The sequence below is a fragment of the Streptomyces sp. NPDC052236 genome (assembly GCF_044548015.1).
Classification (GTDB): Bacteria; Actinomycetota; Actinomycetes; order Streptomycetales; family Streptomycetaceae; genus Streptomyces.
Window position 1 is genome coordinate 62,326 of the sequence record NZ_JBIUBL010000027.1, and the last position, 24,588, is coordinate 86,913.

Consider the following 24,588-nt stretch of genomic DNA (forward strand, 5'->3'; position numbering starts at 1 on the left):
GGCGTGCCGAAGGTGACCATTCACAACCTCGAAGTCCGCATGCAAGTGGACGGCGACGACGGCGCGGTCTTCACCCGCCTGTTCAACAAGCACATCCAGGCCTGGGCGAAGCTGTACGAGGACGAGTGCGCCCGGGCCAAGCACACCGCGGCCGAACGCGGCTTCGGCGACGGGGAGGACCGGCCGTGAGCGTGACGCCCGTGTCCTTCGCCCGCCAGGCAGGAGCCCAGGCCCGGCTGGAGATCGTCCGCCCGGTGATCGCCGACGAGCGGAAGCGGCGGATCCCGCTGCGGTTCAACCCGACCGACTACAAGCTCAGCAAGTCCAACACGTTCGCCGAGATCACCATCCCCGGCCTGGAGACACCGCCACTGCAGTACGTCCGAGGCGGCACGGAGACCCTCACCGTCCAGGCGCTGGTCGACACCTCCGACACCCTGGAGAACGTCCGCACCGCCTACGTCGACGCGCTGCGCAACCTGCTGCGCCCCGACAGCCGCGAACACGCGCCGCCGATCGTCCGGTTCGTCTGGGACGAAGAGGTCTTCACCGGCGTCGTGGAGAAGCTGGACGTCAACTACCAGCTGTTCCGGCCGGACGGTGTCCCCCTGCGGGCCATGCTCGACCTGTCGCTCAAGGAGTTCCGTACGGCCGCCGCACAGGTCGCCGGCACGCCGCGCTCCTCGCCCACGGTGGAGAAGAGCTACGTGGTGCGCCGCGGCGACACGCTCAGCTCCATCTCCGCCGCGCTCTACCGGCGGCCCGACGCCTGGCGGGAACTGGCGCGCGCCAACGGGATCAGCGATCCCCGGGACCTGCGGCCGGGCCGGGTGCTGACCGTGCCCCGGCTGCCGTGAGGAGCGCGCGATGAGCGCCCCCACGCCGGAAGTGGCCTCCCCCGACCGGTACGCGCCCGAGTTCGAGGTCCATATCGAGGGCCTGCAAATGGATCCGAGCACCAAGAACGACATCATCGACGTCAAGGTGAACCGGGACATCGACGAGATGTCCGGCTTCGACCTCACGCTGAACAACTGGGACGACGTCAATCTGAAGTTCAAGCACAGCGACTCGCCGCAGCTCAAGCTCGGCGGCCGGGTCTCGGTCCGGCTCGGCTACGCCGACAAGCTGCTCACCGTCGCCACCGGCACCATCTCCACGCTCAGCCCGAAGTTCACCGACAGCGCGTCCCCCACCATCCAGGTCAGCGGGGTGGACGGGCTGCTGCGGCTCAAGGACCGCAAGCCCACAGAGAACGAAGTCAAGATCTACCGCGATCTGCCCGACTGGCGGATCGCGGAGCAGATCGCCCAGCGCAACCACCTGCGGATCGAGGTCACCAGGGAAGGGCCGACCCACGACCGGGTGGTGCAGAAGAACCAGGACGACGCGAGTTTCCTGCTGGAACGGGCCAAGCGGCTCGACTTCGACTGCTACATCCTGCCCGACCCGCAGTCCGGCGAGGACACGTTGTACTTCATCAAACCGACGGACGGCCGCGACGGCCGCCCGATCCGGGTGTACCGGCTGGCCTACGCGCCGGGACTGTCCACCGGACCCACCAACCAGCCCGAGGGGCTGATCCCCAACCTGCTGGAGTTCACGCCGACGCTGACGGTGTCCCAGCAGGTCGGCAAGCTCACCGTGCGCGGCTGGGACCCCCGTACCAAACAGCCGATCGCGTTCACCGCGACCGCCGAGAACCTGCCGGCCGGGCAGAACACGGCAGACGGGCAGAGCGGTCCTGAGGCCGCCGAGTCCACGCTGGGGGGCCGCCAGGACGTCCTGGTCGACGCACCGGTCAGCAGCGACCAGGAGGCCCGCGAACTGGCGATCAGCCTGCTGCGCGAGCGTGCGTACGAGTTCATCACGGGCACCGGCCGGGTGGCGGGACTCCCCGAACTGCGGCCCGGCGACAACCTGGAGATCTACGGCCTCGGGCAGCGGTTCTCCGGCACGTACTTCGTCAAGCGGGTCGAGCACACCCTCAACACCAGCGGTTTCTTCACCCAGTTCACCGCACGGCGGATCCATCAGGGGGACAAGTGAGCACCAGGACCACGCCACGCGCCCGCTCCACGGACAAGCGGTACTACGGCGTCGTGGAAGCGCTCGTAGTGGAGAACGACGGCGACGACGAGGGCCGGGTCAAGCTCCAGTTCCCGTGGTTCGACCAGACCACGGTGACCGACTGGTGCCGGGTCGGTCAGCTGTACGCGGGCAACGGCTACGGCTCGGTGTTCGTCCCGGAGAAGGGCGACGAGGTGCTCGTCGCCTTCGTCCACGGGGACATGCGGTTCCCGATCGTCCTGGGCGGTCTGTACAACGGCGCGGACAAGCCGCCGACCGCCCGCACCGACGGACGGGACCAGAAGATCATCCGGACGAAACACGGTCACGAGGTGCTCCTCGACGACACGGAGTCCAAGGCCGCCGTACGGATCAAGTCCGCCGCCGGACACGTGGTGGAGCTGGACGACCAGGGCAAGGAAATCCGGATCACGGCGGCCGAGGGCGGGAGCGTGACCGTGACCGCGCAGGGCGAAATCACCCTCAAGGCACCGAAGGTCACGGTCGATTCCGCCAACATCGAGCTCGGCGCCGGAGCCACTGAGCCGCTCGTGCTCGGCAACGCGCTGCTCCAGGCGTTCAACGCGCACACCCACCCGTCCGCCGCCGGGCCGACCGGCCCGCCGGCCCCGCCGCTCACGCCCGCCGTGCTGGCGAAGAAGGCGAGGACGGCATGAGCGAGGAATTCCTCGGAACCGGCTGGCGGTTCCCGATCCTGCCCGACGAATCCGGGCGGCTCGGCTACGCCGTCGGCGAGCAGAGCATCGAGCACTGTCTGCGCGCGCTGCTGCTCACCGGCACCGGCGAGCGGGTCATGCGGCCCGGATTCGGCACCCGGGCACAGGAGCTGGTGTTCGCGCCCGGCAGCGTGCAGAACCTGCGTGACCTGGAGAACTCGATCGCCGAGGCCGTTCGCACCCACGAGCCCAGGGTGGAGCTGGAGGAGGTCCGCGCGGAGGCCGACCCGGCCGACGAGTCACGGGTCACCGTCTCGATCGTCTACCGCATCCGGCGCAGCAACACCAAGGCGAACCTGGTGTTCCCCTTCTACGTCGGCCTCACCGGTCTCACAGGGAGGACGCCGTGACGGTGCCCGCGCCCAAACTGGACGACCTCACCTGGGACGACATGATGGCGGCCATCCGCCGCCGGATCCCCGCCGAATCGGACGGTACGTGGACCCTGCACGCGCCCGCCGACCCCGGTGTCACCCTCCTTGAGCTGTTCGCCTACCTCCTGGAACAGCGGCTGTACTGGCTGGACCAGGCGCCGGACACGCTGGTGGTCGCCGTACTGCGGCTGCTCGGCCTCGACGCTCCGCGCCCCGCCAGGCCCGCGGCCACGGTGCTGCGGCTGGCCGCCCAGGCAGGCACGGCCGCCGTCCCTGTCGTTCCCGCCGGGACGGCGCTGTCCCGGGACCCCATGGGGCGCGTCGTCTTCAGCCTCGACGACGACGTCGCCGTCTTCCCGCTCGCCGAGGGCGGTGAGGCCACCGTGTGGACCGACCGCGACCGTACGGCGGACCTGCGGGCGGGCCGGGGCGTCGCGCTCCTGGCGAGCGACGGCGCGCCCGCCCAGGCCCGTTTCACCCTGCCGTTCACCGGGGCGCTGCCCGCGCCCGGCCCGATCAGCCTGCTCTTCGAGCTGGCCGCGCCGGCCGCGTCCGCGCCGTCGTGGCTGCCTGGGGCGACCGCCAATGTGCCGCCTCCCGCGAACCTGACCTGGTCCTGGTTCCGGCCCGACGCCGAAGACATCGCGGGCGACTTCGAGAAGGTCGAGGACGGTACGGCCGGGCTGCGACGGTCCGGCGTCGTCCGGCTGCACCCGCCGGCCGGCTGGTCCACCCGCGACACCGGACTGCTGCTGTCGACCCCGGCCGCCACGTACGCGGCCCCGCCCCGCCTCCACCGGCTCGCCGTCAACGTATCCGCCGCGCACCACCGCCTTCGGCGCACCGCGCGCGGCACCGAGCTGGCGGAGCAGATCAGGGCGTGGCTCAAGCTGCCCGGTCAGCACCTCGTCCTGCCGGAAGCCGCCGACCTCCTGCTGGAGGCGACCGTGCGCCTGGCGGGGGACGAGTGGCGGCCGGTCCCGGACTTCACCTTCGGCGCGCCGGCCGACCGGATCTTCCTCATCGACCGGGAAGAGGGCGCGATCGTGTTCGGCGACGGACTCACCGGCCGCATTCCCCGCCCCGACCCGGACCTGACCGACGGCTACGTGACCGACGGCTACGTGAACGACGAGTACGTGACCGTCGACTACGTGCTCGGCGGCGGCCGGGCCGGCAACGGCGGACTCACCGGGAACTGGCTTCCGCTCTGGGACTCCCCGCCGGAGCAGGGCGCGATCTCCGCCGCCAACCTCGTACCGGCCGAGGGCGGCCAGGACCCGGAAACGATCCCCGCGGCGCGACAGCGCGCGGCCTCGTCCCTGGGGGAAGTGACCCGCGCGGTCACCGCCGACGACTTCGTCACCCTCGCCCGTACGACACCGGGCGTCGCCGTCGCCCGCGCGTACGCGTCCCTCGGCGAGCACCCCGGCTTCCCGTGCGACACGGTGCCCGGCGCGGTGACCGTCCACATTGTCCCCGCCGTCCCACGGGACGACTTCACCCGTGAGGACTTCGTCGTCGCGCCACGGCCCGACCCGGGCATGCTGTGTGCGGTCGCCGCCCGCCTGGACTCCGCGCGGCTCCTCACCTCCGAGGTCTTCGTCCGCGCTCCCGCCTACCGCGATGTGACGCTGCGCGTCGACCTGTCGGGCAACCCGGCCGACCGCACCCGCGTGTCCGCCGTGCTCACCGCGGCGCTGCGCCGCTTCCTCGACCCGCTCGCCGGCGGCGAGGAGGAGAACGGCTGGCCGTTCGGGGAACCGCTGCGGCCCTCCGCCCTGCTGCGGGCCGCACAGCGAACGCTGGGAGACCTCGCGGACGTCGCCGGTGTGGCGATCGGCCTCGACGGGGCCGACGCGGGCGAGGACTGCCACGAGGTGGAGCTGCGCGCCGGTGAACTGCCTGTCCTGCGGGCGGTCCGTATCCGGATCGTGGCCGCCGTCGAGCCGGGGGAGGGGCTGGCATGACCGGCGATGTGTGGTGGGAGCGGGACGCGCAGGCCGAGGGCAAGCTCGTACCCGGCCCCGGACCGTCCGGCGTCCAGCCGGAGCTGACCGAAGCGACCCGTGAGGCGGTACGCGCCGACGTACGCGGCCGGATCGCCGGATACACCCCCGACTGGACCGACCCCGACCGCCAGGACGCGGGCGTCGCGCTCGTACGCCTCTTCGGCACCCAGGTCGAACCCGTACTCAGCCGCGTCAACCGGCTGCCGGAGAAGGTACTCGCCGAGCATCTGGCGACGGCGGGCGTGCGACGCCGCCCGGCCGGTGCGGCGGCCACGCTGCTCGAGTTCACCGTGAACCCGCCGGACGGCGCCTCCGTGCTCGTCCCTGCCGGTTTCCAGAGCGCGGCGTCGAGCCCGTCGGGGCAGGTGATCTACGAGACCGACCAGGACCTGTACGCCACACCGGCCACGCTCGGCACGCTCGCCGTACAGGAGTCGGGAACGCTGGAGTCCCTGCCGCTGGGGCCGTCCGGGCCGAGCCGCCCGTTCGCGCCGTTCGGCAGGGACCCCGAGCCCGGCAACGGCCTGTGGATCGGACTCGCCGGAACAGCCGCCGCTTACCCGCGGCTGTCCCTGGGCTTCGTGGTCGTCGCCGCACCGCCCGCGCCCGCGGGCTCCGGCGGTCCGGCATCACTCGGTCCGGCATCACTGGTGCCCCCGCCGCTGCTGCGCTGGGACGTGCTGGACGGCACCCGGCTCGTACGCGCCGAGCTGATGCGCGACTCCACGGCCGGGCTGCGCGCCAGTGGGACCGTCGAGCTGCGGGTACCGCGCTCGTGGGAGCCGGGCAGCCCGTCCGGTTTCCGGCCGGGGCCCCCGCTGCGCTGGCTGCGCCTGCGGATCGCGCACGGGGCCTTCACCGGAGCGGCGCCGGTGCTGTCCGGACTGAGGCTCAACACGGTCGCCGCCACGGCCGCCCGCACGGTCAGGGACGAACCGCTGCAACCGATCCAGGACCCCGGGGCGACGGGCCGCCGGCGCATGAGGCTGAGTCAGCTGCCCATCCTCACCGGATCCGTGGTCATCGAGGTCGACGACGACACGGGCGGCGATGTGTTCGGTACTTCGGTCGGCTCCTCGTACCGGTGGCAGGAGGTGGAGAGCCTGGCCGCGTACGGCGCCGACGACCGGGTGTTCACCGTGGACCACGAGGTGGGCGAAGTGACCTTCGGGGACGGCGTCAACGGCGCTGCCGTGCCGCCCGGCTTCCGTAACGTCCGTGCCCTCAGGTACCGCGTGGGCGGCGGCAGCAACGGCGCCGTACGCGCCGGGGCCGTCAACGGGGTGGTGACCGCGCTGCCGTTCGTCATCGGCGTCAACAACCCCTTCCCGGCCTCGGGAGGAACGGACGCCGAGTCCGACGCCGACACGATCCGCCGCGGAGTCGGCGAACTGCGCGCCCGCGGCCGGGCCGTGGCACCGGCGGACTACGGCCTGCTGGCCACGCGCGCCCCGGGGGCGTCGGTGGCCCGGGCCCAGGGCGTGCCCGGCCTGCACCCCGAATTCGCGGGCGTGCCGATCCCCGGCGTGGTTGGAGTCCTTGTCGTACCGGCCGTGGCGCCGGGCGACGAGACCGGCGAACCGCCCATGCCCACCGCCGCGACACTGCGCGCCGTCGCCGACTTCCTGACCCGCGAGGTCGCCCCCGCCGGGGTCACGGTGGTCGCCGCCCCCGCGCGCTACCGGCGGGTCGCCGTGGAGTCATGGGTCACCCTCGACGCGGACCACGACCGCGCCGCTGTCCTGGCCAGGGCCGGCGACGCGGTGCGCGGCTATCTGGATCCGCTGAGCGGCGGGGAGAACGGCGCGGGCTGGCCGTTCGGCGGCGCGCTGCGGCACGCGGCGCTGGTCCGGCGGCTGCTGGCCGTCGACGGAGTCCTGGCCGTGTCGCAGCTCTCGCTCACCGTCGACGGAGTACGGCTGCCGCCCTGCACCGACCACGCGATCGGGCCCCACACGCTCGTCTGGCCGGAGCGCCCGCTGCTGATCCCCGTAGGAGACCGGCCATGACGTGCGCACCACAGAACGCGACCTTCCGCCTGCTGGACGCCTACGTCGGCTGGGACGAGCTCACCGGCGAGGGCGACGAGCCGGGGGCAGGCGGCATCGTCGGCTTCGAGGACCCGGCCGGCATCCGGCTGGCCTACCGGGGCTCCGCGCCGGAAGGCCCCTCCAGGGACCAGCTGCTGCCGTGGTTCCCCGACCGCCGCCTGGCGCCGGGATGCGGGCCGTGCGCCTGGTACCTGCTCGTCCCCGACGGTCCCGACGGGCCACGGCTGCTGCGCCGCGACGTGTGCAGCGGCGGCTGGACCCCCGTATGGCCTGCTGATTGCGACCCCGGCCTGCTGCGCGAGCCCTTCTCCGTCGCCGCGCGCGGACACCGGCTGGCCGTCGTGGAGCCGGACCGGGTCCTGGTGTGGCGACGCGAGGGCGAGCAGCTCGCCGGTGTGATCAGGGTCAGGCGACCGCGCTGGGCCGCACCGGCCCCCGACGACGAGATCCTGGTGGCCTGTCAGGGCACCACGGATCTGCGCCGGTACGACGCGGCGGGCGCCTTCCGCGGAGTCATCCGCACCGGCGCCCGGGGCGAGATCATCGGTCTGCGCACCGGGCCCGACCGGACGATATGGCTGCTCACCGACGACGGTGACCGGCTGAGGATCTACCAGGGCGGCTGCGACCGCCGGTTCCGTACAGCGACCACGGAAGAACTGGCCGCGGCCCTGCCGCCGAGCACGCTCACATCAGCGGACGAGGACGGGTTCTGCCTGCGCGAGAAGGGCCCGGACGCCGCTGCCGTGACCACCTGCCACACCTGGCAGGGCCTGCCACGCCAGACCCCACCACCGGCGACCACCCCCTATGTGACCAGCGGGTCCTATGTCACCACCCTGATCGACAGCGGCATCTCGCGCTGCCGCTGGCACCGCATCCGCGTGGACGCCGACGTGCCCACCGGTACGGCGGTCGCCGTGCAGATCGTGGTCTCCGAGGACGGCCGCTACGACGCCACCGACTGGCAGGCATCGGCCCCGGGAGCCACGGACTTTCTTGTCGACCAGCCGCCCGGCCGCTTCCTGCGGCTGCGCCTTCGGCTGTCGGGCGACGGCGGCGCGACCCCGGTCGTACGCCGGATCCGGCTCGACTTCCCCCGGGCGACCAGCGCCGATCTGCTGCCCCCGGCCTTCCGCCAGGACCCCGCGGCCGACGACTTCACCGAGCGCTTCCTGTCGCTGTTCGACTCCTCGCTCGCCGATCTCGACCGGGTCATCGAGCGCTATCCGGCGCTGCTCGACCCGGCCGGTGTCCCGGACCGGGTGCTGCCGTGGCTGGCCGGTCTGCTGGGCCTGTCGTTCGAGGTCGGCTGGGACGCGAAGACCCGGCGCACGCTGCTGGCCGCGGCCCCGGAGCTGTACCGGCGCCGCGGCACACCATGGGCGCTGCGGGAAGCGGTACGCATCGTGTTCGGGGTGGCCCCGGTGATCGACGAGCTGGCGAAGGACCGCCGCTGGGCGCAACTGCGCGAGGCCGTCGGCGGGGGCCTGGGGAAGCCGGGTCTCGGCTCCGTACGGCTGTTCAGCCGCTCGGCGAGCCGGTTCCGGGTCGGCGGCTCGGAACTGGGCGCGGCGCCCCTGCGTGCGTTCGGCACGCCGGACAGCGACCCGCTCACCGCGCACGCGCACCGGTTCCGGGTGCTCCTGCCCGCCGGTGCGGCGGACGAGAGCGCGCTGCGGCGGCTGGTGGAGCGGCAGGCGCCCGCGCACACGGTGGGGTCGGTACGGACCGGTGGCGCGGGGTTCGTGGTCGGCTCGCGGTCCACGGTCGGTGTGGACACCGCGTTCGTCCCGCTGCCGCCGCCCGTGCTGGGCGGCGAACGCCCGTTGCGGCTGAACCGCGACGGGGTGCTCAGGCCAGGACCAAAAGGATCGCGCCGAGGTGTCGGGGTGGGAGTCGTCTCCGCCGTCGGTGTGCATACGCGAGTGTGGTGAGAGGACAGTGCGATGACGGAGACAGGGACGGAATCGACGGGGGCGTTCGACGCGCCGCCACTGCGCAGGCTGCGGTATTTCCACGGCCAGATGCTGGGTGCCAGGGACTTCCAGCGTGAACAGGAGTACTTCCGCGAGAAATTGAAACTGCGTATGCGCGGCGTGCTGGGCTACGGGGTGGTGTGCGGCCTGTACGTAGAACCGGCGCGGCGTCACGACAAGGACTGCCCGCCGGACGCCGACGAGTCAGTGGTGGCCGAGGAGTCCGCGCAGTCGGAACAGTCGGAACAGTCGGAACAGTCCGAACACTCGGAACAGGAGGGTACGGAGCACAGACGGCGCAAGGCCGAAGTCAAGATCACCCCTGGTCTCGCCGTGGACTGCGACGGCAACGAGGTCGTGGTGCGTGGCGGCTGCGTGATCGACCTGTGGAAGGCGCTGCCGCGGGACGAACGGGACACGGACACAGTCTGGATCGGCATCGAGTACGCCGAGCGGCCCGTCGAACCCACCCGCGCCGTCTACAACGACGCCTGCGCGGAGACCTCCGACTGCGAGCACGGCTGGACGGAGGAGTGCTACACGGTACGCGTCACCGGGTGTGAGCCGCCCATGGACGACCGTTGCGACACCTGCTGTTCCCGGTGTGAGCACAAGGTGCTGTGGCTGGCCAGGATCGACTGCGTGGACTGGTACGAGCCGGTCCGCAAGGACCAGATCCACATGAACATCCGCCGTCCGTTCGGCAGGCACCTGCCCACGGTGATCACCGGCATCAACTGGATCCACGGACACACCTACACCATCGACGAGGCCAAGGCCCTGCTCGGCACTCAGGACGAGGACGGCGGGCTCGTCGTGCGGTTCTCCGCCGGTGTCCGGTCCGACACGCTGCAGCGCGGCGTGGTGGAAGTCCAGGTGATCGAGGGCGGCAGCGGCCGCAACGCCTCCACCTGGTACATGGGCGGCACATTCGCCGAACCGGCCGACCATTCCGCCACCGAAACCGCTGAAACCACCGCAGAACCAGCCACTGAACCGGCCACCGAATCAAGCAGGTTCACCAAGCGATTCCGCTACCGCCAGACCACGCGCGAGACGCTTCAGGACGGCGACCGCGTGATGATCACCGTCCGTGCCGCGTTCATCCTCGACCGCTGCTGCCGCCCGGTCGACGGCACCCACGTCGGCGGACGCGTACCGACCATCGACGCCGAGACAACCGAGTCGGACAGGCGGCGCGGCTGTGACCTCCCGCCGTCCGGCATCGGGCCCTGGACGTCCGGCACCGGCTCGGGCGGAGACGTCTTCGAGAGCTGGTTCTTTGTGAAGGAGCGCTGATCATGGGAACAGACTGCGGCTGCGGCTGCGGCTGCGGTGGTGACGCCACCCGCACCTCCACCTTCGTACGCCCCCGCTTTTTCGCCGGCCAACTGCTGACGGAGGACGATCTCGGCCTGCTGGTCGACTATGTGACGGCGAAGGGCAGACTGCACAACCGCTCTCTGTCCGGGCCGGGCGTCGTCTGCGGCCTCGGCGTCACCTGCGACCCCTGCGGTGGCGGCACCGTGGCGGTCCACCCCGGACACGCATTCGACTGCGCGGGCAACGACATCGTGGTGCCCTGCACTGAACGGGTCGATGTGTCGGCACTGGTGCGGGAACAGCGCATCAGCGGCCTCGGCGTGGACTGCGGCGACCCCTGCGACGACGACGGTGAGCGCCGCTACGGCCTCTTCGTGCGATACCAGGAGCTCTCCGTCGAGCCGGTGGCACCGTATGCCACGGAGGAGCCCTGCCCCTCGCCGGGGTGTGTGCCGTCCCGGATCCAGGAAGGGTTCCGATTCCTCGTCAAGCACGGCGAATTCGAGGACCACCGTCACAATCCCGGCACCACACTCCTCGCGAACCTCGGCAATCCCGGGCGGGCCGACCAGGCCCGCACACGCGACAGGCGGCTCGGGCACTACCTCGACGCCATGTTCGCCGCGTCGCTCTCCACAGGCCGGACCATCGGCTTCGACACCAACGACGCCAAGCGGTACGTCGTCGGCCTCAAGTGGCTGCGCGACAACGCGGGCGGAGAAGGGCCGCCCGCGCCGCAGACGGTCCCCGAGATGACCGACCACGTACGCGCACTGGCCAGTGCCATCGCCCGGTACGACACCTACGACGCGGCCGGACAGGCCCAACTGACCAAGGACCACGGGGACATCGCCGGCATCCAGGACGCCCGCCGTGTGCTGGGCGCGGCCTGTGCCCGCCTCGCCGCCGCCGACATGAAGGCGGCGTGGCCGGACCCGCTGCGCCGTACGATCGCCCGCGCCGTCGTCACCGAGACCGCGGCCCGGGTCGTACCCGAACGGGGAGACCCGGACGCGCAACTCGAAGTGCGCATGCTGGCCCAGGGCACACCGCTCAGCCACGCGCTGCGGGTGGAGTTCCGCGCCGACCTCGGCCTGATGCGCGAGTGGCTCCTCGGCCGGCTCGACCAGGCCACCGGGCTCGCCGACTGCGCGCTGCGCGCGGACGTCGCCTCCATCGACGTCCCGCCGCTCCTGCCACCCCCACCGCCGGACAGTGTGGAGCGGACGACGATCGCCGACCTGGGGCAGCTCGCGGAGGCCGCCGCGAGGCTCTCCCTCGCGGTACGCCGGTTCGTGACCGACGCGGCATGCGCCACGCTGAACCCGCCGTGCAACGACTGCACCGACACCGATGTCCTGCTCGCCTATGTGGAACTGGACGGCTGCGACGTCGTACGAATCTGCTCCGCCACCCGCGAACAGGTGCTGCCGGGCGGATCGGCGTACGGCGAGTGGCTGCCCAAGCTCTACCGGCTGCGCGAACTGGCCGAGCGCGTCTGCTCCCAGCCACTGCCGTGCCACCGGAAGCCGGACATCCTGGCGCAGGGCCCGGTATCGCGACCGTACGCCGCCGGGCTGCTCGGCGACTGGCCGCGCACCGGCGACCTGGAGGAGATGCTGTCCCTGCTGCTCACCCCGGCACCCGGGGAGACGCCGCCCAAGGCACTCCACGAGCAGGTCTACACCACGCCCAGCGAAGTGACCGACAGCATGCAGGAACTGGGCATGCTCAGGACTCAAGTAGCCGATCTGACCGCCGTCCTGGAGGGCCTGCGCGCGCAACTGGGCACCGCCCAGTCACAGGTGAGCCGCCTGGAGGAGCAAGTTCCGGAACGGCTCGGGTCCCGCCTCGCGGAGCTCGAAGGCGCACCGCAGGAACGAGGCACACCGCAGGAACAAGGCGCACCGCAGGGACCAGAGGCCGCGCCCGCCAAACCGCCACCGGCCAAGCGAAGCAGCCGGTCTCCCCGGACCCAGAAGCCCGGTGAGACGCCATGACCGGCCCCCTGCGCCCCGCCTTCCACGAGGGCCAGGTACTGGCCGCCGCGGACCTGTCGGCCACGGTGGAGTACACACGCGGACTGGCCACCCGGCACGCACGGCACCTGCACGAGTGGGGCATCGCCGAAGGCCTCGGCCTGGTCACCGCGAACCGCACCGACCCGGCGACGAACGCCCGCTATGTCGAAGTGAGCGTCGCGCCGGGGATCGCCGTCGACGGGACCGGCCGCGAGGTGGTCCTCACCGAACCGGTCGTCCTGCGCGAGAGCGGCTTCGAAGAGGTCAACGGCGCGGACCAGCCGACGGACGACCCCTACCCGGTCTTCCTCACCGCGGCCGACCGGGAACCGGCCACGTCCGCCCGGCCGGACTCGTGCGCGGGCACCGCCACGAAGACCCGGGTGGAGGAGTCGTACCAGGTCCTCTTCGGACGCCTCGGCGACGAGCTGCTGGTTGCCGACCAGCAGCCGCCCGCGATCGGCGCTCCACCGGCCGACCCACCGGCCCGCTGGCTCGTCCTGCTCGGCTATGTCCGATGGACGGACGGCCACTTCAGCGGCATCGAGACCAAGGCGCGCGGGGTCGCGGTGCGCTTCGCCGGTGTCCGCGCGGACACCGTCTCGGCCCGGTCCGGGGCGCTGACCCTGCGTACGAGCCCGGCCGTCCAGGAGGGCGGACCGGTGATCATGCTGTCCGGCGGCGACCCGCCCAGCATGGTCTTCGGCCTGTACCAGGGCGGCGGCACCATCGCCCCGCTGATGACCGTGGCGGCCAACGGCAACCTGACCATCGAGGGCAGCTTCAGCGGCCGGATCTCGGCGGGCACCACACTGGTCACATCCGGGACGGCCACCGACGGCATGCTGCTGCCGCTGCCCTCCGGCGTCAGCCCGGAACAGGTCGCCGACGGCCGGGTCGTCGTACATGTCCATCTCACCCCGCGCGTGCCGCCGACCCCGGCGGACACGACGCTGTACAGCCCGGTGGAGGCCACCGTGGACAGGGACAGGCGGATCCGCTGCCGGGCGCGGCTGTACGACCTTTCGGTGGCCCCGCCTGAGGTCGTCGAACGGCCGGGCACGGTCGACTTCCTCGTCCTGGCAACGGTCGCGGCGACGAACGGTGGTGGCTGACGATGGCTCTTTCCGTGGTGTACGCGACCGACACCGGCCATGTCGTGGGCGCACTGGCCCTGACCGGCGCGAGCGCCCGGCCCGGCGGTGCGAGCGCCGTGCCCGAAGTCGCCTCGCTCGTCGGACTCGCGCTGCCGCTGCGCGTCTCCCTCGGTGCGGGCAGAACCGCGACCGTTCCGCTGAACGCCAGGGAACTCGCCGTGGCGGCAGCCGACGACGAACCGGGCGCCCTCGCCGATCCGCTGGCCTACGGGGTCGAGATGACGGCCGAACCCACCCCCAAGCCCAAACCCACGCTGCTGCGCCTGGCGACGTGGAAGGACGGGCTGAAACTGGCGGCGGACGGCCTCACCATCACCGTGCCCGTCGCCACGAACCGCCTGCTCAAAGTGGTCGCGCTGATCTCCGACGAGCAGGACACCCATGTGCTCGCCGGAGAGATCGTCGCCGGGGCGACCGAGGTGACGCTGCCGGTGACCCTCGCCGCGGCGAGCGAGCACGGGGTGCTGGTACTCGTGGGCGGCTGGGCGGGCCGTCTGGAGAAGGCGAAGGTGCTGTGAGCACGCCCACCGCGCGGACCACCGGAGAGATCACGGTGCACCAGTGCACCGTGACAGTGGTCCGCCGCGGCGGGTGGAGCTGGGGACCCGATCCACGCGGCCTGGTGGACGAAGTGATCGACACCCTCCCGCAGTTGCTGGCGGATCACTTCGCGGAGCAGCTGGAAGGCGACGGGCCGGATGTGGAGATCACCGAGCCGGTGACCGTCACCGTCCGGGCGGGCAGACCCGTCGAGGTCCACTTCGCGCCGATGTCGATGGTGGAGATCCCCGCCGACGCGTCCGCCGTTGGCGCGGAGTCGTTCGAGGAGTCCTTCGCGGAGTCTTTCGCGGCGGCGGAGTACGGGTGGTCCGCGCCGTCGGTCGCCGCGCTCTTCGCCGAACTCGCCGAGCGGAACGAACTGGACGCGCTCCTCGCCCTCCTCCCGGACGACTCGGTCCGGGTCTATCTGCTGGCCCTGCTCGGCGCCGATGACGCGACGGCCGGGCGGCTGCTCGCGGAGCTCGCCGCGCGCGCCTCCCCGGGCACGCCGGCCGAGTTGCTGCCCGCCGTACTGCGCGGGCGTCCGCCCACAGACGTTCCGGACGGTGACATCGAGGCCCTGACCCGGCTCCTCACTGAGTACGTGACATCGGCGGCCCGGGAGGACGTCGTCCGCCTCGCGCACTCCCTGCCCGACGGGTCCGGTGAGGCCGCTGCGGAGCCGCGCCCGCCAGTTGACAGTGCCGTCGTACCCCGTACGACAGGCGAGGTACGGGTGTGGTCCGCGCTGCCTTTCCTGCTCGCCGGGCCGCTGGCGCGGATCGGGTACCTCGACGCGATCGGACCCGCTCTGGCCGGCCTCGAACTCGCCGAAGAGGCACCCCTGTTCGCGGCAGCGCTGGCGTACAAGGTCCTGGGCGTGACCGGCCGCGGCTGGCACCGCACCGAACAGGACAGCGAGGCCGCGGCCGCCTTCGCCGGGCTCGGCACACGCGTACCGGAGGACCGGCTCACCGACTTCGCGCGCCTCGCCGCTCCCGCGCTCCCCGTGCTGGACGGCGTCCTGGGGCTCTCGGTGTGCCGCGGGCACGACCCCGCCGCGCCCCTCCTGATCACCGGGGCAGAGGACCGGTTACTCCTCGTCGACGCGCAGGGCATGTTCCCGATCGCCTGGGGCGCCGGTATCCCGGAACTGCTGCCGTACTGGCAGGCCTGCGGGCGGCCACCCGTGCTGATCTGCGACGGCCCCCTGCCACCCGGATCCCTGCGCGAACTGGCCGCGGCGGACGTGCCGTTCATGACCGGACTCCGGCCGCTGCGCGGCGATCCGGTGGCGCGCCTGCCCTGGCGTACCCCCCTGTGGACAGCCCCGGACGCGCGAGTGGACGTGCGGCTCGCCGCGGAACTGCCCGGCCACACCTCACGCCTCGCCGACCTGGTCACCGCCCTGGTTGTTGAGCGCAGGGCGGCACCGCTCGCACAGGACGGCGGCCTGGAACGCACCGTCACCCTGGCCGCGGCACTGGGCCTGAGCACCATCGCCTGGACACTCTGGCGCGACCGGGAGACCCCTGATCCACTGCTCGCCCTGAGCCGGTTCGCCGACCTGGACGCCACCGTCCGGTTCGAACACGCGGCCGTCCGGGTACGTATCCCGCTGGGCCGGCGCCACACGGATCTGCTGCGCGGCGGACTGCTCGCCGACGTTCCCGACGTGGTGTGGCTGGGCGGCCGGACCCTGACCTTCGCGGGCGGGTGAGGCGGGGTGAGTGGCATGGGCGGCACGGGCGGCGTGAGTGAACCAGCGGTGGAACACTTGCGGATCCGGCTGGCCGACGTACACCGGGCGCTGCGAGCCGCCGTCGAACGGCAGTCGCGGATCGCCGGGCTGCTCACGCGCCCCGACCTCACGCCGTACTGCGTGACCGACGAACAAGTCGATGTACTGCTCGGCGAGGTGCACGCCTTCACCGACACCATGGCCGAGTCATACGTACCGAAGCAGCCGGAGCCGGAAGCCGAACGCGACCTGCGGCGCCAGGCCGCGGCTCAGGGCGTCACCCTGCCGCTGGACGCGCTCGCCACCCGATTCGGCCTGACCCGCGCGGACCAGGACGCGCTGCTGCTGGCCGCCGCGCCCGAACTGGACCGGGGCTACGAGCGGATCTACGCGTACATCGTGGACAACCTCAACCGGCGGCTGCCCTGCGTGGAACTGCTGGTGACGGTCGGCGCCGACAACGCGGCGGAGCGGCTGGCCCGGCGCCGCTCCCTCGGCCCGGCCGGGCCACTGCGCCGCTACGGCCTGCTGCGCGCGCACGGCGAGGCCGCGGTCGAACTCGCCCAGGAACTGGTCCCCGGGCCGGGGGTGCTGGACTTCCTGCTCGGCTGGGGCGCAGACGTCGGCCTCCTCGGCCACGACCCCGGCGAGGTCGTACAGCCGGAACCGCGCGTGCTCTCCCCGTATCTGTCCTCGGACCGGCTCACCCGACTGGGCCACGCACTGGGCTCGGGCGACATCGACCTGGCCGGGCTGTGGGGATGCCCGCCCGACGGCCAGCTCGACGCCGTACAGGCACTGGCCCGCGCGGCGGGAACACCGCTGCGGACGCTGACATCCGACCCCGAGGCCGACCTGCGGACGGCCGCCGCGCTGGGCACCGTGCTGTGGATCCCCACCGACGACCTGCACGGCGATGCGCATCGGCAGCAGGCCGAAGCGGTCTCCGCCGTACTGCTCCGCTCCCGGGCGCCGGTGTGCCTGACGGGCCTCAGGCCGTGGCGCCCTCCGGGTCTGCTGGCCGCGCGGGCATACGCCGAACTCACCGTCCCTGTACCGGACTTGAGCGACCGGCGGGAGATGTGGTCGACCGCGCTCCCCGACCTGAACGGAGCGCTCCTGGAGGACCTTGCCATCCGGTACCGGATGAGCGGCGGCGAACTGCGCGCCGTGGCCTCGGTCGCGGGCGCCGGGGCGCGCCTCGCGGGCAACGGTCAGCCGGAGCCGGTCGCGGACCATGTCCAACCCGCCATCGCCACGGTGACCAGGGGGCGCGGTGGCAGCAGCGTCCACTCGATCGTGCCCCGGCGTACGGTCGACGATCTGGTCCTGCCCGATGTGCAGTTCCGCCAGATCCTGGAGATCGCGTCGGCCTGCCGGGCGTGGCCACGGGTCGCCGAGGCGTGGGGGTTCGCCCGGCGTTCGGCGCACGGCGGGGTGAAGGCGCTGTTCACCGGCGAGCCCGGTACCGGCAAGACGATGTCCGCGGAGATCGTCACCGGCATGCTCGGACTGGAGCTGCTGAAGGTGGACCTCTCGCAGGTAGTCTCCAAATGGGTGGGGGAGACGGAGAAGAACATGGAGGAAGCGTTCCGGCAGGCCGAGGAGAGCCACGCGGTGCTGTTGTTCGACGAGGCCGACGCCCTGTTCGGCAAGCGCGGCGAGGTCAAGCACGGCACGGACCGGTACGCCAACCTGGAGGTCGGCTATCTGCTGCAGCGCCTGGAGGCCAGCGACGGGCTGGTGCTCCTGACGAGCAACCTCAAGGACAACATCGACCCGGCGTTCACGCGCCGCTTCCACTTCGTCGTGCACTTCCCCCGCCCGGCCGTCCCCGAACGCCGCAGGCTGTGGCACCTCGCCTTCCCGGAGGAGGCCCCGCTCGCCCCCGACGTGGACCTGGACGTCCTGGCCCGCCTGGACATGACGGGCGCGGGCATCGCCGCCGCCGCCCGCACCGCCGCGCTCTCCGCGGCGGACGGCGGCGCGGAGGCGATCGGCATGCGGCACGTCGTGCGCGGCGTAACCCGCCAGTTTCAGCGCGAGGCCCGGCTGCTCCGCCCGTCCGAACTTGGCCCGCACGCCCATCTGCTCGATGACGGATCACAGGGGTGACACCGACATGCTGCCCACGGAACCTCCGCTCTCGCTCCACCGGTTGGTGGCACCCGTACCGCCCGCGCGGCCTCAGGAGGCGGCGACGGCCGCCCGCCAGGGGAAGCCGGAGGTCGTGGTCCCGGCTGCGATGAGCAACGCCGTGGTGGCGCAGAGCGTCCAGGCGAAGCCGCTGATCTCCGGGGCACCGATGTCGGGGGCCGCCCAGGACCAGACGGGCAACGCAGCCGTAGCCAAAGCGGCGCTGCAGGCGGTCCCGGTCGCACCGCCGCCGGCGCGCCCACTGACGGTGATCGTGTCACCGAAGCCGGAGTGCCCCACCGGTAAGTGAACGTGTCGTCGTCTCAGATCACCATGGATTCCTGGAGCCAGCGGCTGACACGGTACGGCAGCCACCAGGCGAGCTCGCCGACGTCGAGGACGAGTTGCTCGCCCCGGAAGTCGGCGAGGACCTCCGCCGGGACGGACTCCGCCGGAGCACCGTACGCCAGGCGCTCGATGACCTCCTCGTACTCGGGCTCGTCAGCGGTGAAGCGGCGCAGTTCGCCCCAGCGGCGGTCGCGTATCTGCACGAAGCCGGGTCCCTTGCGCCACAGACACTTGCAGAGGTAATGCCCGCGCCGCCAGGCCCGGAGCGCGTCGGACCCATCGGCCGGCCCGTCGATCCGCTGCGGTGGCTGGAGATGGTTGAGCAGCTGCCAGGCGTCCCCGGCGGCCGTGTCCAGCCGCAGGTTCCACTCGACGAGTACGGCACGGGCCGTCAGGTCGCGGACAAGGCTGAGGGAGCGCACAGTCCGGGCGGCGGTGCCGGGGTCTGCTGTGTCGGTGAGATCGATGGTGCCGGGCAGGTGGACACGGCGCGCGCCGAGCTTCCACAGCCGATCGGTCTCCTCCTCGATGGGGCCGGCCTGGGCGAGCTCGCCCAGGTACATGCCGGGCAGGGTGCAGACGTCGGGGTCGTAGTCGCGCCAGGCACGGACGGCGGGCGGCGCGGTGGCGGTGATGTTCATCAGCGTGCTCCCGCGGTCAGGGTCTCGGCGGTGGCGGCGACGGCCGGCTGTGCGGCGGTCGGTTGTGTGGCGGTGGGCTGTGCGGCGCTCTCCTGCGGAGCGGCTTCGTCGGGCTCCGCATAGGTGTGGCGCATGAAGTCGAGGCGCATCAGGTCCTCGTTCACGGCAGGCGGCGCGAGGTGGACGTACTGCCCGCAGTCGGTGAAGACCAGACCGAGGCCGCGCCAGGAGTCCAGCAGCTGCTGGACTCCGTCCTCGTCACGGGCGGCGCCGGGGACCTTCTCGGCGGCCTTGCGGGTGAGGGCGGGGACGGCGTGCGGCTGGTCGAGGAGCCGGAAGACGGCGAGTTCGAACGGATCGGTCAGTTCCAGCGTCCGCCAGGTGAAGGCCGTGCGCCTGCTGACCAGGACGATCCGGTCACCGAGGTCGGCCTGGGTGAGCCGGGCGTCGGCGTGGTGCTTCTTCCATGCGCGGAGCCCGTCGTTGAGGGCGGTGACCGTCGGCTCCCCGATACCCCGGGCGGGGGCTTCGAAGACGTACGCGAGGTCGTACAGCTCACTCTCCGGCAGGTCGTAGGTGAATCGGTAGTGCTCTTCGGGCCGCAGTCCGGAGAAGCCGAGTTCGGGGCGATTGAAGTAGGGGCTGAAGCGTTCGATGGCGATTCGGGCGGAGAGGTCCACGGGCGGGTCGAGGTGCTCCAGGGCGGGCAGTTGCTCGATCACCGGCTCGTAGTCCTCGGCGGTTTCGCCCGGGAAACCGTGCAGATAGTTCCAGGCCACGGACAGGCCGGTCTCCGCCCCGTCGCGGAGCATGCGGACGTTCTGGCAGCCGCTGACGCCCTTGTCCATCAGGTCGAGGACCCGGTTGTTGAGGCTTTCGATGCCCGGCTGGACGTAGATCATTCCGGCGTCGGAGAGCGTACGGAGCTGGGAGCGGCGCATATTGGCCTTGATCTCGATATGCAACCGCAGGTCGTATCCGCTGTCGATGATGCGGGGCAGCACGGTGGTGAGGTAGCCCATGTCGAGGATGTTGTCCACGAGATACATGTCGAGGACCCGGTGGCGGCGGGCGAGATCCATGATCTCTTCGTAGAAGGCGTCGGGGCTCTTGGAGCGGTACTGCATGAAGGAACCGTTGAGCCCGCAGAAGGTGCAGTGGTGTTTCTCTCCCCACCAGCAGCCCCGGGCGCCCTCCACGACCAGCTTCGGTTCGACCCAGTTGCGCGCGATGGACGCGGCGAGACGTTCGAAGTAGCCGCTGTAGTCGGGCGGCAGGATGGTGGCAGGCGGCAGTGGACTGGTGGCCATCGGGTTGACGGTGCTCGAACCGTCGGCGGCGCGATGGCACAGCCCGGACACCGCCGTGACGTCCGAGCCGTCGCCGAGCGCGGTCAGCAGCTGGGGGAAGGCGGCCTCGCCCTCGCCCCGTATCACGTAGTCGACGAACGGGAAGTTGCGGTGGACGGCGGCACCCTGCTCGGCATCGCAGTTGGCGCCGCCCATGACGGTCACGATGTGCGGGGCGAGTCGCTTCACCTGGCGGGCGGCGGCCAGGGCAGCGGTGTTCTGCTGGAAGGTGGAGGTGAAGCCGACCACATCGGGTGCGGACGCGACGATCCGCTCGGCGATCATTTCCACGAACTCCGGTACCACCCGGTGCAGGTCCCGGGTCATCTGCATCCGGGACTTCTTCAGTTTCCCGGTCATCACCTTCAGGAACTCATCGTCGCGCCACATCGGATCGTCGTAGAGCGCGGAGGAGAATACCCAGTCGCCGCATCCCATGAAATAGGAGGAGAGCGCGTAGTACTCGTAGTCGTCAGCGGTGAATTCGGTCCGTTCGGTGATCCAGTCTGTGAATTCGAGGTTGGCGTGCAGAACCTCGGCACTGGCGCCCGGGACGCGTGCGTCGACGCTGCGTTTGATGATCCCGAGCGCCAGCGAGGGAAGGTCGATCGGGGACCAGGGCATATTGACCAGCAGTACACGCATGTCGACTCCTCGGAGGATGGGGGATCGGCCGTCGTCGCGGGCGGGCCGGCCGGCCCGGCGGCACTTCGCCGGGCCGGCCGGCTGGCTCACTCCTCTTCCGCGCCCGTGTCCTCGGCGTTGCGGAACGGAATGGTGACGGTGATGCCGATCTTCGGCTTGCGGCTCTCCTCGTCACCCGCGAGCGGGTCATTCTGGATGATGTCCTTCTGCATGACTGGTTCTCCTTTCCATGGTGCGTTCGGCGTTGCTTGTCCCGGCCGGTGGTGCCTTGCGGACCTGGCCGGGACTCCCTCTCCGGGCGGAGCGGGACGTCTGGGGGGTGGTGGCGGCGGTACCGCGCAGCTCGCGGTCGAGAAAGACCACGGCGCGGCGCAGTACGTTGACGTGGTCACCGCCCTCGTAACCGTCGTGGCCCGTCTCCAGCCACATCGACTCGTGCCGTACGCCTGCCTCGCGCAGAGCGTCGAGATAGCCACGGACCTGCCCCGGAGGGCACTTGACGTCATGGGTGGCGGCGACGACAAGGAGGGGCGCCCGGACGGCGGCGGCGTAACGGATCGGGGAGCTGCGCGCGTACCGCTCGGGCACCTCGTCCGGTGTGCCGCCGAACAGCCGCTCGTCCAGGCTGCGCAGGGCGGGCGTGGAGGTCCGGTACGCGGCCGCGCAGTCGGCGACGGGCTTCACGGCGACGCCCGCCTGCCACAGGCCGGGACGGGTGCCGAGAGCGAGGAGTACGAGATAGCCGCCCCAGGAGGTGCCCCACAGCCCGACCTCGTCGGCGCGGATCAGCCCACGGCCCACCAGGTCCGCGCGGACCGCTGCCAGGTCCTGGACCTGGGCGAGCCCGACGCCCGCGCCGAACGCCCGCCGCCAGCGCGGTCCGTAACTGGTGGAGCCGCGGTAGTTGACGCGAGCGACGGCGAACCCGGAGGCCACCAGGGAGTGCACCACTCCGTCATAGGCGTCGCGGTCGTGGTCGGCGGGCCCGCCATGCACCAGGAACACCGCGGGCACCGGTCCCGTACGCCCTTCGGGCAGGCTCAGCAGGGTATGGACCGGCCCTTCGGGGCCGGGCGTCCATATGTCCCGGTGCTCTCCGGGGACATGTCCGGAGACGGTACCGAGCGGTGGCAGGGGGATCCCCCCGGTGGAGTACATGAGGGGTGCGTGGGCGGTGTCGGTCCAGAGGTAGTGGATGTCTTCGCCGGCCCGGGGAGCGGCGTCCAGCAGGCTGCCGGGCCGGGTCGGCACCCGGGTGAGCGTACGGTCGGCGAGCCGGGCGCGATGCAGCGTGGAGCGGCCGTGCCGGTCCTGGCGGATCAGGACGCTCTGTCCGTCGGGGTGCCAGCGGGCGGTGATCTCCGTGTCGAAAGCGCACCAGTCGTGGGTGACGACACCGGTCTCGGGCCGCCAGCTCGCCGGCAGATAACGGTCCTCTTCCTCCCGGACGAGCAGCAGTTCGTCGCGGTCCCCGGTGGGCGCGAAGCCCAGCGACCAGAGCCTGCCGTGCGTCCCGTCGCCGGGCAGCACCGCGCGTACGGTGCCGTCCGCCGCCAGTACGGTCACGGCGCGCGCGGAACCCGCCGCGCCGCTGATCGCCAGAAGGTGCCCGGCGGGGGTGATGCCGGACAGGGTGACGTGCCCGTCGACGCGGGTCACCTCGCGGGCCGGGCCGCCGCGCGGTCCGAAGTGAACGGTGGTCGTGCGGTCGTCCCCGAGGCCCATGGCGACCGCCCCCGTGTCGCTCACGGCCAGGCCGCGCGGGCCGGCCGTCGGCACACCGATGAGTCCGGGACGGTCGTGACCGCCACCGAAGGGCTGGAACCACCAGCGGCCCGCACCGTGTTCGTCCTCGTCGAACCACCACACCCGGGCGTCCGGGTCGATCGCGCCGTGCAGGGTGCCGCCGGGGCGGTCGGTGACCTGGCGGGCCCGGCCGGTGGCGGCGTCCCAGGTGAACACCTCGCAGCGGCCGCCCGAGTCGGCGGTGAACACCATCCGGTCGGGATCGGTGGCGCACACCTCCGGTAGGGCGGCCCGATAGACCTGGAATCGCGAGGCGGTCACAGGGCTTCCTCCGCGACATCCGCGAAGACGGTGCCCCGGGCGCTCCGCCAGGTGGTGTGGAGGGCGAGCGCAGCCAGCAGTACGGCGCACCCCAGGGCGGGTGCGGCGGTACCGGAGCGGGCCGCGAACACCCCGGCCAGCACCGGCGCCAGCGCGGCGGCTCCACCGGCGGCGGTCGCCAGGACCGCCCCGGTGCGGGCCTGCAGCCCGGGCGCGGTCATCTGGATGGCCCGGGCCTGGAGCACCACCACCGCAAGCGGCATGAGCAGGCAGAGCGTCCCGAACAGCACGCCGTACGCCAGCGCTCCCGAGGCCGCAGCCAGCCCGGCCGCGAGCGGGACGAGCGCCCAGGACACCGCGATGAGCAGCCTGGGCGGCCCGACGCGCGCGGCGACCCGGGGCGCGGCCAGCGACCCGACGAGCCCGGCGGCGCCGGAGATCGCCAGCACCAGGCCCATTCGCGCGCCCCCGTCTCCGTACTTCTGCAGAGTGAAGACGGCCCCGTAATACAGGGCGACCACAACGCCGTTGACGGTGGTGGTCCACACCAGGACCAGCCGCAGAAAGGACGAGGCCCGTACGAGCGCAAGGCCCGCAACCAACTCGCCGACGAGCGAGACCCGGTCGCGCGGCACCTCGGCCCCCTCCGGCTCCTCGGACCGCCCCGGCTCCTCCGGGGCCTTCAGGTCGGACCGCATCGCCCGTACGCATACCGCGGCGACGGCATACGAGACGGCGTCGGCGAGGAACGGCAGGGCGCGGCCCAGCTGGTAGAGCACTCCGCCCAGCGCCGGCCCGAGCACCAACGCCCCCTGGTCGGCCGCCCCCAGCCGCGCCACGGCCCGGGACTCCTCCCCGGGCGGGCAGATGAGCACGACCGTCCCCGCCGCGGCAGCCTCGTAACAGGTCGTGGCGAACCTCTCGACCAGCACCGCTCCGAGAAGAAACAGAACCGACGGACGCCCGCCGACCACGGACACCGCCACGGACACCATGGCCAGCGCCGACACCACCGCGGACCAGAACATCACCTGCTTACGCGCCCCACGATCGGCCGGAACCGCGGCAAGGGGACCCAACACGAGTCCCGCCACGGTGGACACACCCGCGATCAGCCCCACCATCGCCGGCGAGTAACCGAGCCCCAGGAGCAGCAGCGGCAGAACAACCCCCGACGCCTGACTTCCGACCGCGTCGGCAGCACTCGCCCACCAGAAGAGCCGCATGTCCCTGGCCGACGGCAGCGGCCGGGCCGGTCTTTCGGATAACGCAGGCCGTTCCACGCCCAGTCACCTCACCGGTTGGTCAAACCGTGCGGAAAGTGTGTAGGAATCGAGACGAGCGGGATCCTAGCCACGCCTCGACACGAGCCACAAGAGGTGTCCTCGCGCGGCTGG

20 protein-coding genes are annotated in these 24,588 nt (G+C 71.9%); 15 read left to right on the plus strand and 5 right to left on the minus strand.

Annotation, left to right across the window (positions count from 1 at the left end):
• Positions 1-3 precede the first annotated feature (3 nt).
• Genes ACIHCQ_RS34290 through ACIHCQ_RS34360 form a run of 15 tightly spaced genes read left to right on the plus strand, consistent with a single transcriptional unit; the run spans position 4 to position 18,451 of the window.
• On the plus strand, positions 4-189 hold the full coding sequence (locus ACIHCQ_RS34290) for a putative phage tail protein (RefSeq protein WP_399671463.1): 186 nt from the start codon (positions 4-6) through the stop codon (positions 187-189).
• Positions 186-857, plus strand: coding sequence for a LysM peptidoglycan-binding domain-containing protein (locus tag ACIHCQ_RS34295; RefSeq protein ID WP_399671466.1), 672 nt, complete (start codon positions 186-188; stop codon positions 855-857). Before ACIHCQ_RS34290 ends, ACIHCQ_RS34295 begins: the two co-directional genes overlap by 4 nt.
• Positions 858-867: 10 nt before the next feature.
• The gene (locus ACIHCQ_RS34300; protein WP_399671469.1) at positions 868-2,049 is read left to right on the plus strand and encodes a phage late control D family protein; all 1,182 of its coding nucleotides are present in this window, start codon (positions 868-870) and stop codon (positions 2,047-2,049) included.
• Positions 2,046-2,747 carry a phage baseplate assembly protein V gene (locus tag ACIHCQ_RS34305; RefSeq protein WP_399671473.1) on the plus strand — a complete coding sequence of 234 codons (702 nt, stop codon included), beginning with the start codon at positions 2,046-2,048 and terminating at the stop codon, positions 2,745-2,747. The genes ACIHCQ_RS34300 and ACIHCQ_RS34305 overlap by 4 nt, the downstream gene beginning before the upstream one ends.
• Positions 2,744-3,157, plus strand: coding sequence for a GPW/gp25 family protein (locus ACIHCQ_RS34310; protein WP_399671476.1), 414 nt, complete (start codon positions 2,744-2,746; stop codon positions 3,155-3,157). The genes ACIHCQ_RS34305 and ACIHCQ_RS34310 overlap by 4 nt, the downstream gene beginning before the upstream one ends.
• Positions 3,154-5,151, plus strand: coding sequence for a putative baseplate assembly protein (locus tag ACIHCQ_RS34315; RefSeq protein ID WP_399671479.1), 1,998 nt, complete (start codon positions 3,154-3,156; stop codon positions 5,149-5,151). The genes ACIHCQ_RS34310 and ACIHCQ_RS34315 overlap by 4 nt, the downstream gene beginning before the upstream one ends.
• Positions 5,148-7,202, plus strand: a complete 2,055-nt coding sequence (locus ACIHCQ_RS34320) for a putative baseplate assembly protein (protein ID WP_399671482.1) — start codon at positions 5,148-5,150, stop codon at positions 7,200-7,202. Before ACIHCQ_RS34315 ends, ACIHCQ_RS34320 begins: the two co-directional genes overlap by 4 nt.
• Entirely contained in the window at positions 7,199-9,181 is a 1,983-nt protein-coding gene (locus ACIHCQ_RS34325) for a phage tail protein (RefSeq protein ID WP_399671485.1), read from the plus strand. Before ACIHCQ_RS34320 ends, ACIHCQ_RS34325 begins: the two co-directional genes overlap by 4 nt.
• A gap of 12 nt (positions 9,182-9,193) precedes the next feature.
• Positions 9,194-10,522 (plus strand): hypothetical protein, encoded by a 1,329-nt coding sequence (locus ACIHCQ_RS34330; RefSeq protein ID WP_399671487.1) that lies wholly within the window; start codon positions 9,194-9,196, stop codon positions 10,520-10,522.
• A gap of 2 nt (positions 10,523-10,524) precedes the next feature.
• Positions 10,525-12,546, plus strand: coding sequence for a hypothetical protein (locus ACIHCQ_RS34335; protein ID WP_399671490.1), 2,022 nt, complete (start codon positions 10,525-10,527; stop codon positions 12,544-12,546).
• Positions 12,543-13,682, plus strand: a complete 1,140-nt coding sequence (locus tag ACIHCQ_RS34340; RefSeq protein ID WP_399671493.1) for a hypothetical protein — start codon at positions 12,543-12,545, stop codon at positions 13,680-13,682. The genes ACIHCQ_RS34335 and ACIHCQ_RS34340 overlap by 4 nt, the downstream gene beginning before the upstream one ends.
• A 2-nt stretch (positions 13,683-13,684) precedes the next feature.
• Positions 13,685-14,242 (plus strand): hypothetical protein, encoded by a 558-nt coding sequence (locus tag ACIHCQ_RS34345; protein ID WP_399671496.1) that lies wholly within the window; start codon positions 13,685-13,687, stop codon positions 14,240-14,242.
• Positions 14,239-15,984, plus strand: coding sequence for a hypothetical protein (locus ACIHCQ_RS34350; RefSeq protein WP_399671499.1), 1,746 nt, complete (start codon positions 14,239-14,241; stop codon positions 15,982-15,984). Before ACIHCQ_RS34345 ends, ACIHCQ_RS34350 begins: the two co-directional genes overlap by 4 nt.
• 15 nt (positions 15,985-15,999) lie before the next feature.
• Positions 16,000-18,120, plus strand: coding sequence for an ATP-binding protein (locus tag ACIHCQ_RS34355; RefSeq protein WP_399671502.1), 2,121 nt, complete (start codon positions 16,000-16,002; stop codon positions 18,118-18,120).
• Positions 18,101-18,451, plus strand: coding sequence for a hypothetical protein (locus tag ACIHCQ_RS34360; protein WP_399671505.1), 351 nt, complete (start codon positions 18,101-18,103; stop codon positions 18,449-18,451). Before ACIHCQ_RS34355 ends, ACIHCQ_RS34360 begins: the two co-directional genes overlap by 20 nt.
• 13 nt (positions 18,452-18,464) lie before the next feature.
• On the opposite strand, the gene ACIHCQ_RS34365 is transcribed toward ACIHCQ_RS34360, so the two are convergent.
• The 5 genes from ACIHCQ_RS34365 to ACIHCQ_RS34385 all read right to left on the minus strand — a co-directional run bounded on the left by ACIHCQ_RS34365 (position 18,465) and on the right by ACIHCQ_RS34385 (position 24,417).
• A complete protein-coding gene (locus ACIHCQ_RS34365; RefSeq protein WP_399671508.1) occupies positions 18,465-19,130 on the minus strand; it encodes a DUF5825 family protein in 666 nt (221 codons plus the stop codon).
• Positions 19,130-21,124 carry a RiPP maturation radical SAM C-methyltransferase gene (locus ACIHCQ_RS34370; RefSeq protein ID WP_399671511.1) on the minus strand — a complete coding sequence of 665 codons (1,995 nt, stop codon included), beginning with the start codon at positions 21,122-21,124 and terminating at the stop codon, positions 19,130-19,132. The genes ACIHCQ_RS34365 and ACIHCQ_RS34370 overlap by 1 nt, the downstream gene beginning before the upstream one ends.
• An 86-nt stretch (positions 21,125-21,210) precedes the next feature.
• The gene (locus ACIHCQ_RS34375; protein WP_399671514.1) at positions 21,211-21,336 is read right to left on the minus strand and encodes a hypothetical protein; all 126 of its coding nucleotides are present in this window, start codon (positions 21,334-21,336) and stop codon (positions 21,211-21,213) included.
• Positions 21,311-23,122, minus strand: a complete 1,812-nt coding sequence (locus ACIHCQ_RS34380; RefSeq protein WP_399671637.1) for a S9 family peptidase — start codon at positions 23,120-23,122, stop codon at positions 21,311-21,313. Before ACIHCQ_RS34380 ends, ACIHCQ_RS34375 begins: the two co-directional genes overlap by 26 nt.
• 65 nt (positions 23,123-23,187) lie before the next feature.
• The gene (locus tag ACIHCQ_RS34385) at positions 23,188-24,417 is read right to left on the minus strand and encodes an MFS transporter (RefSeq protein WP_399671517.1); all 1,230 of its coding nucleotides are present in this window, start codon (positions 24,415-24,417) and stop codon (positions 23,188-23,190) included.
• Between the last annotated feature and the right edge of the window lie 171 nt (positions 24,418-24,588).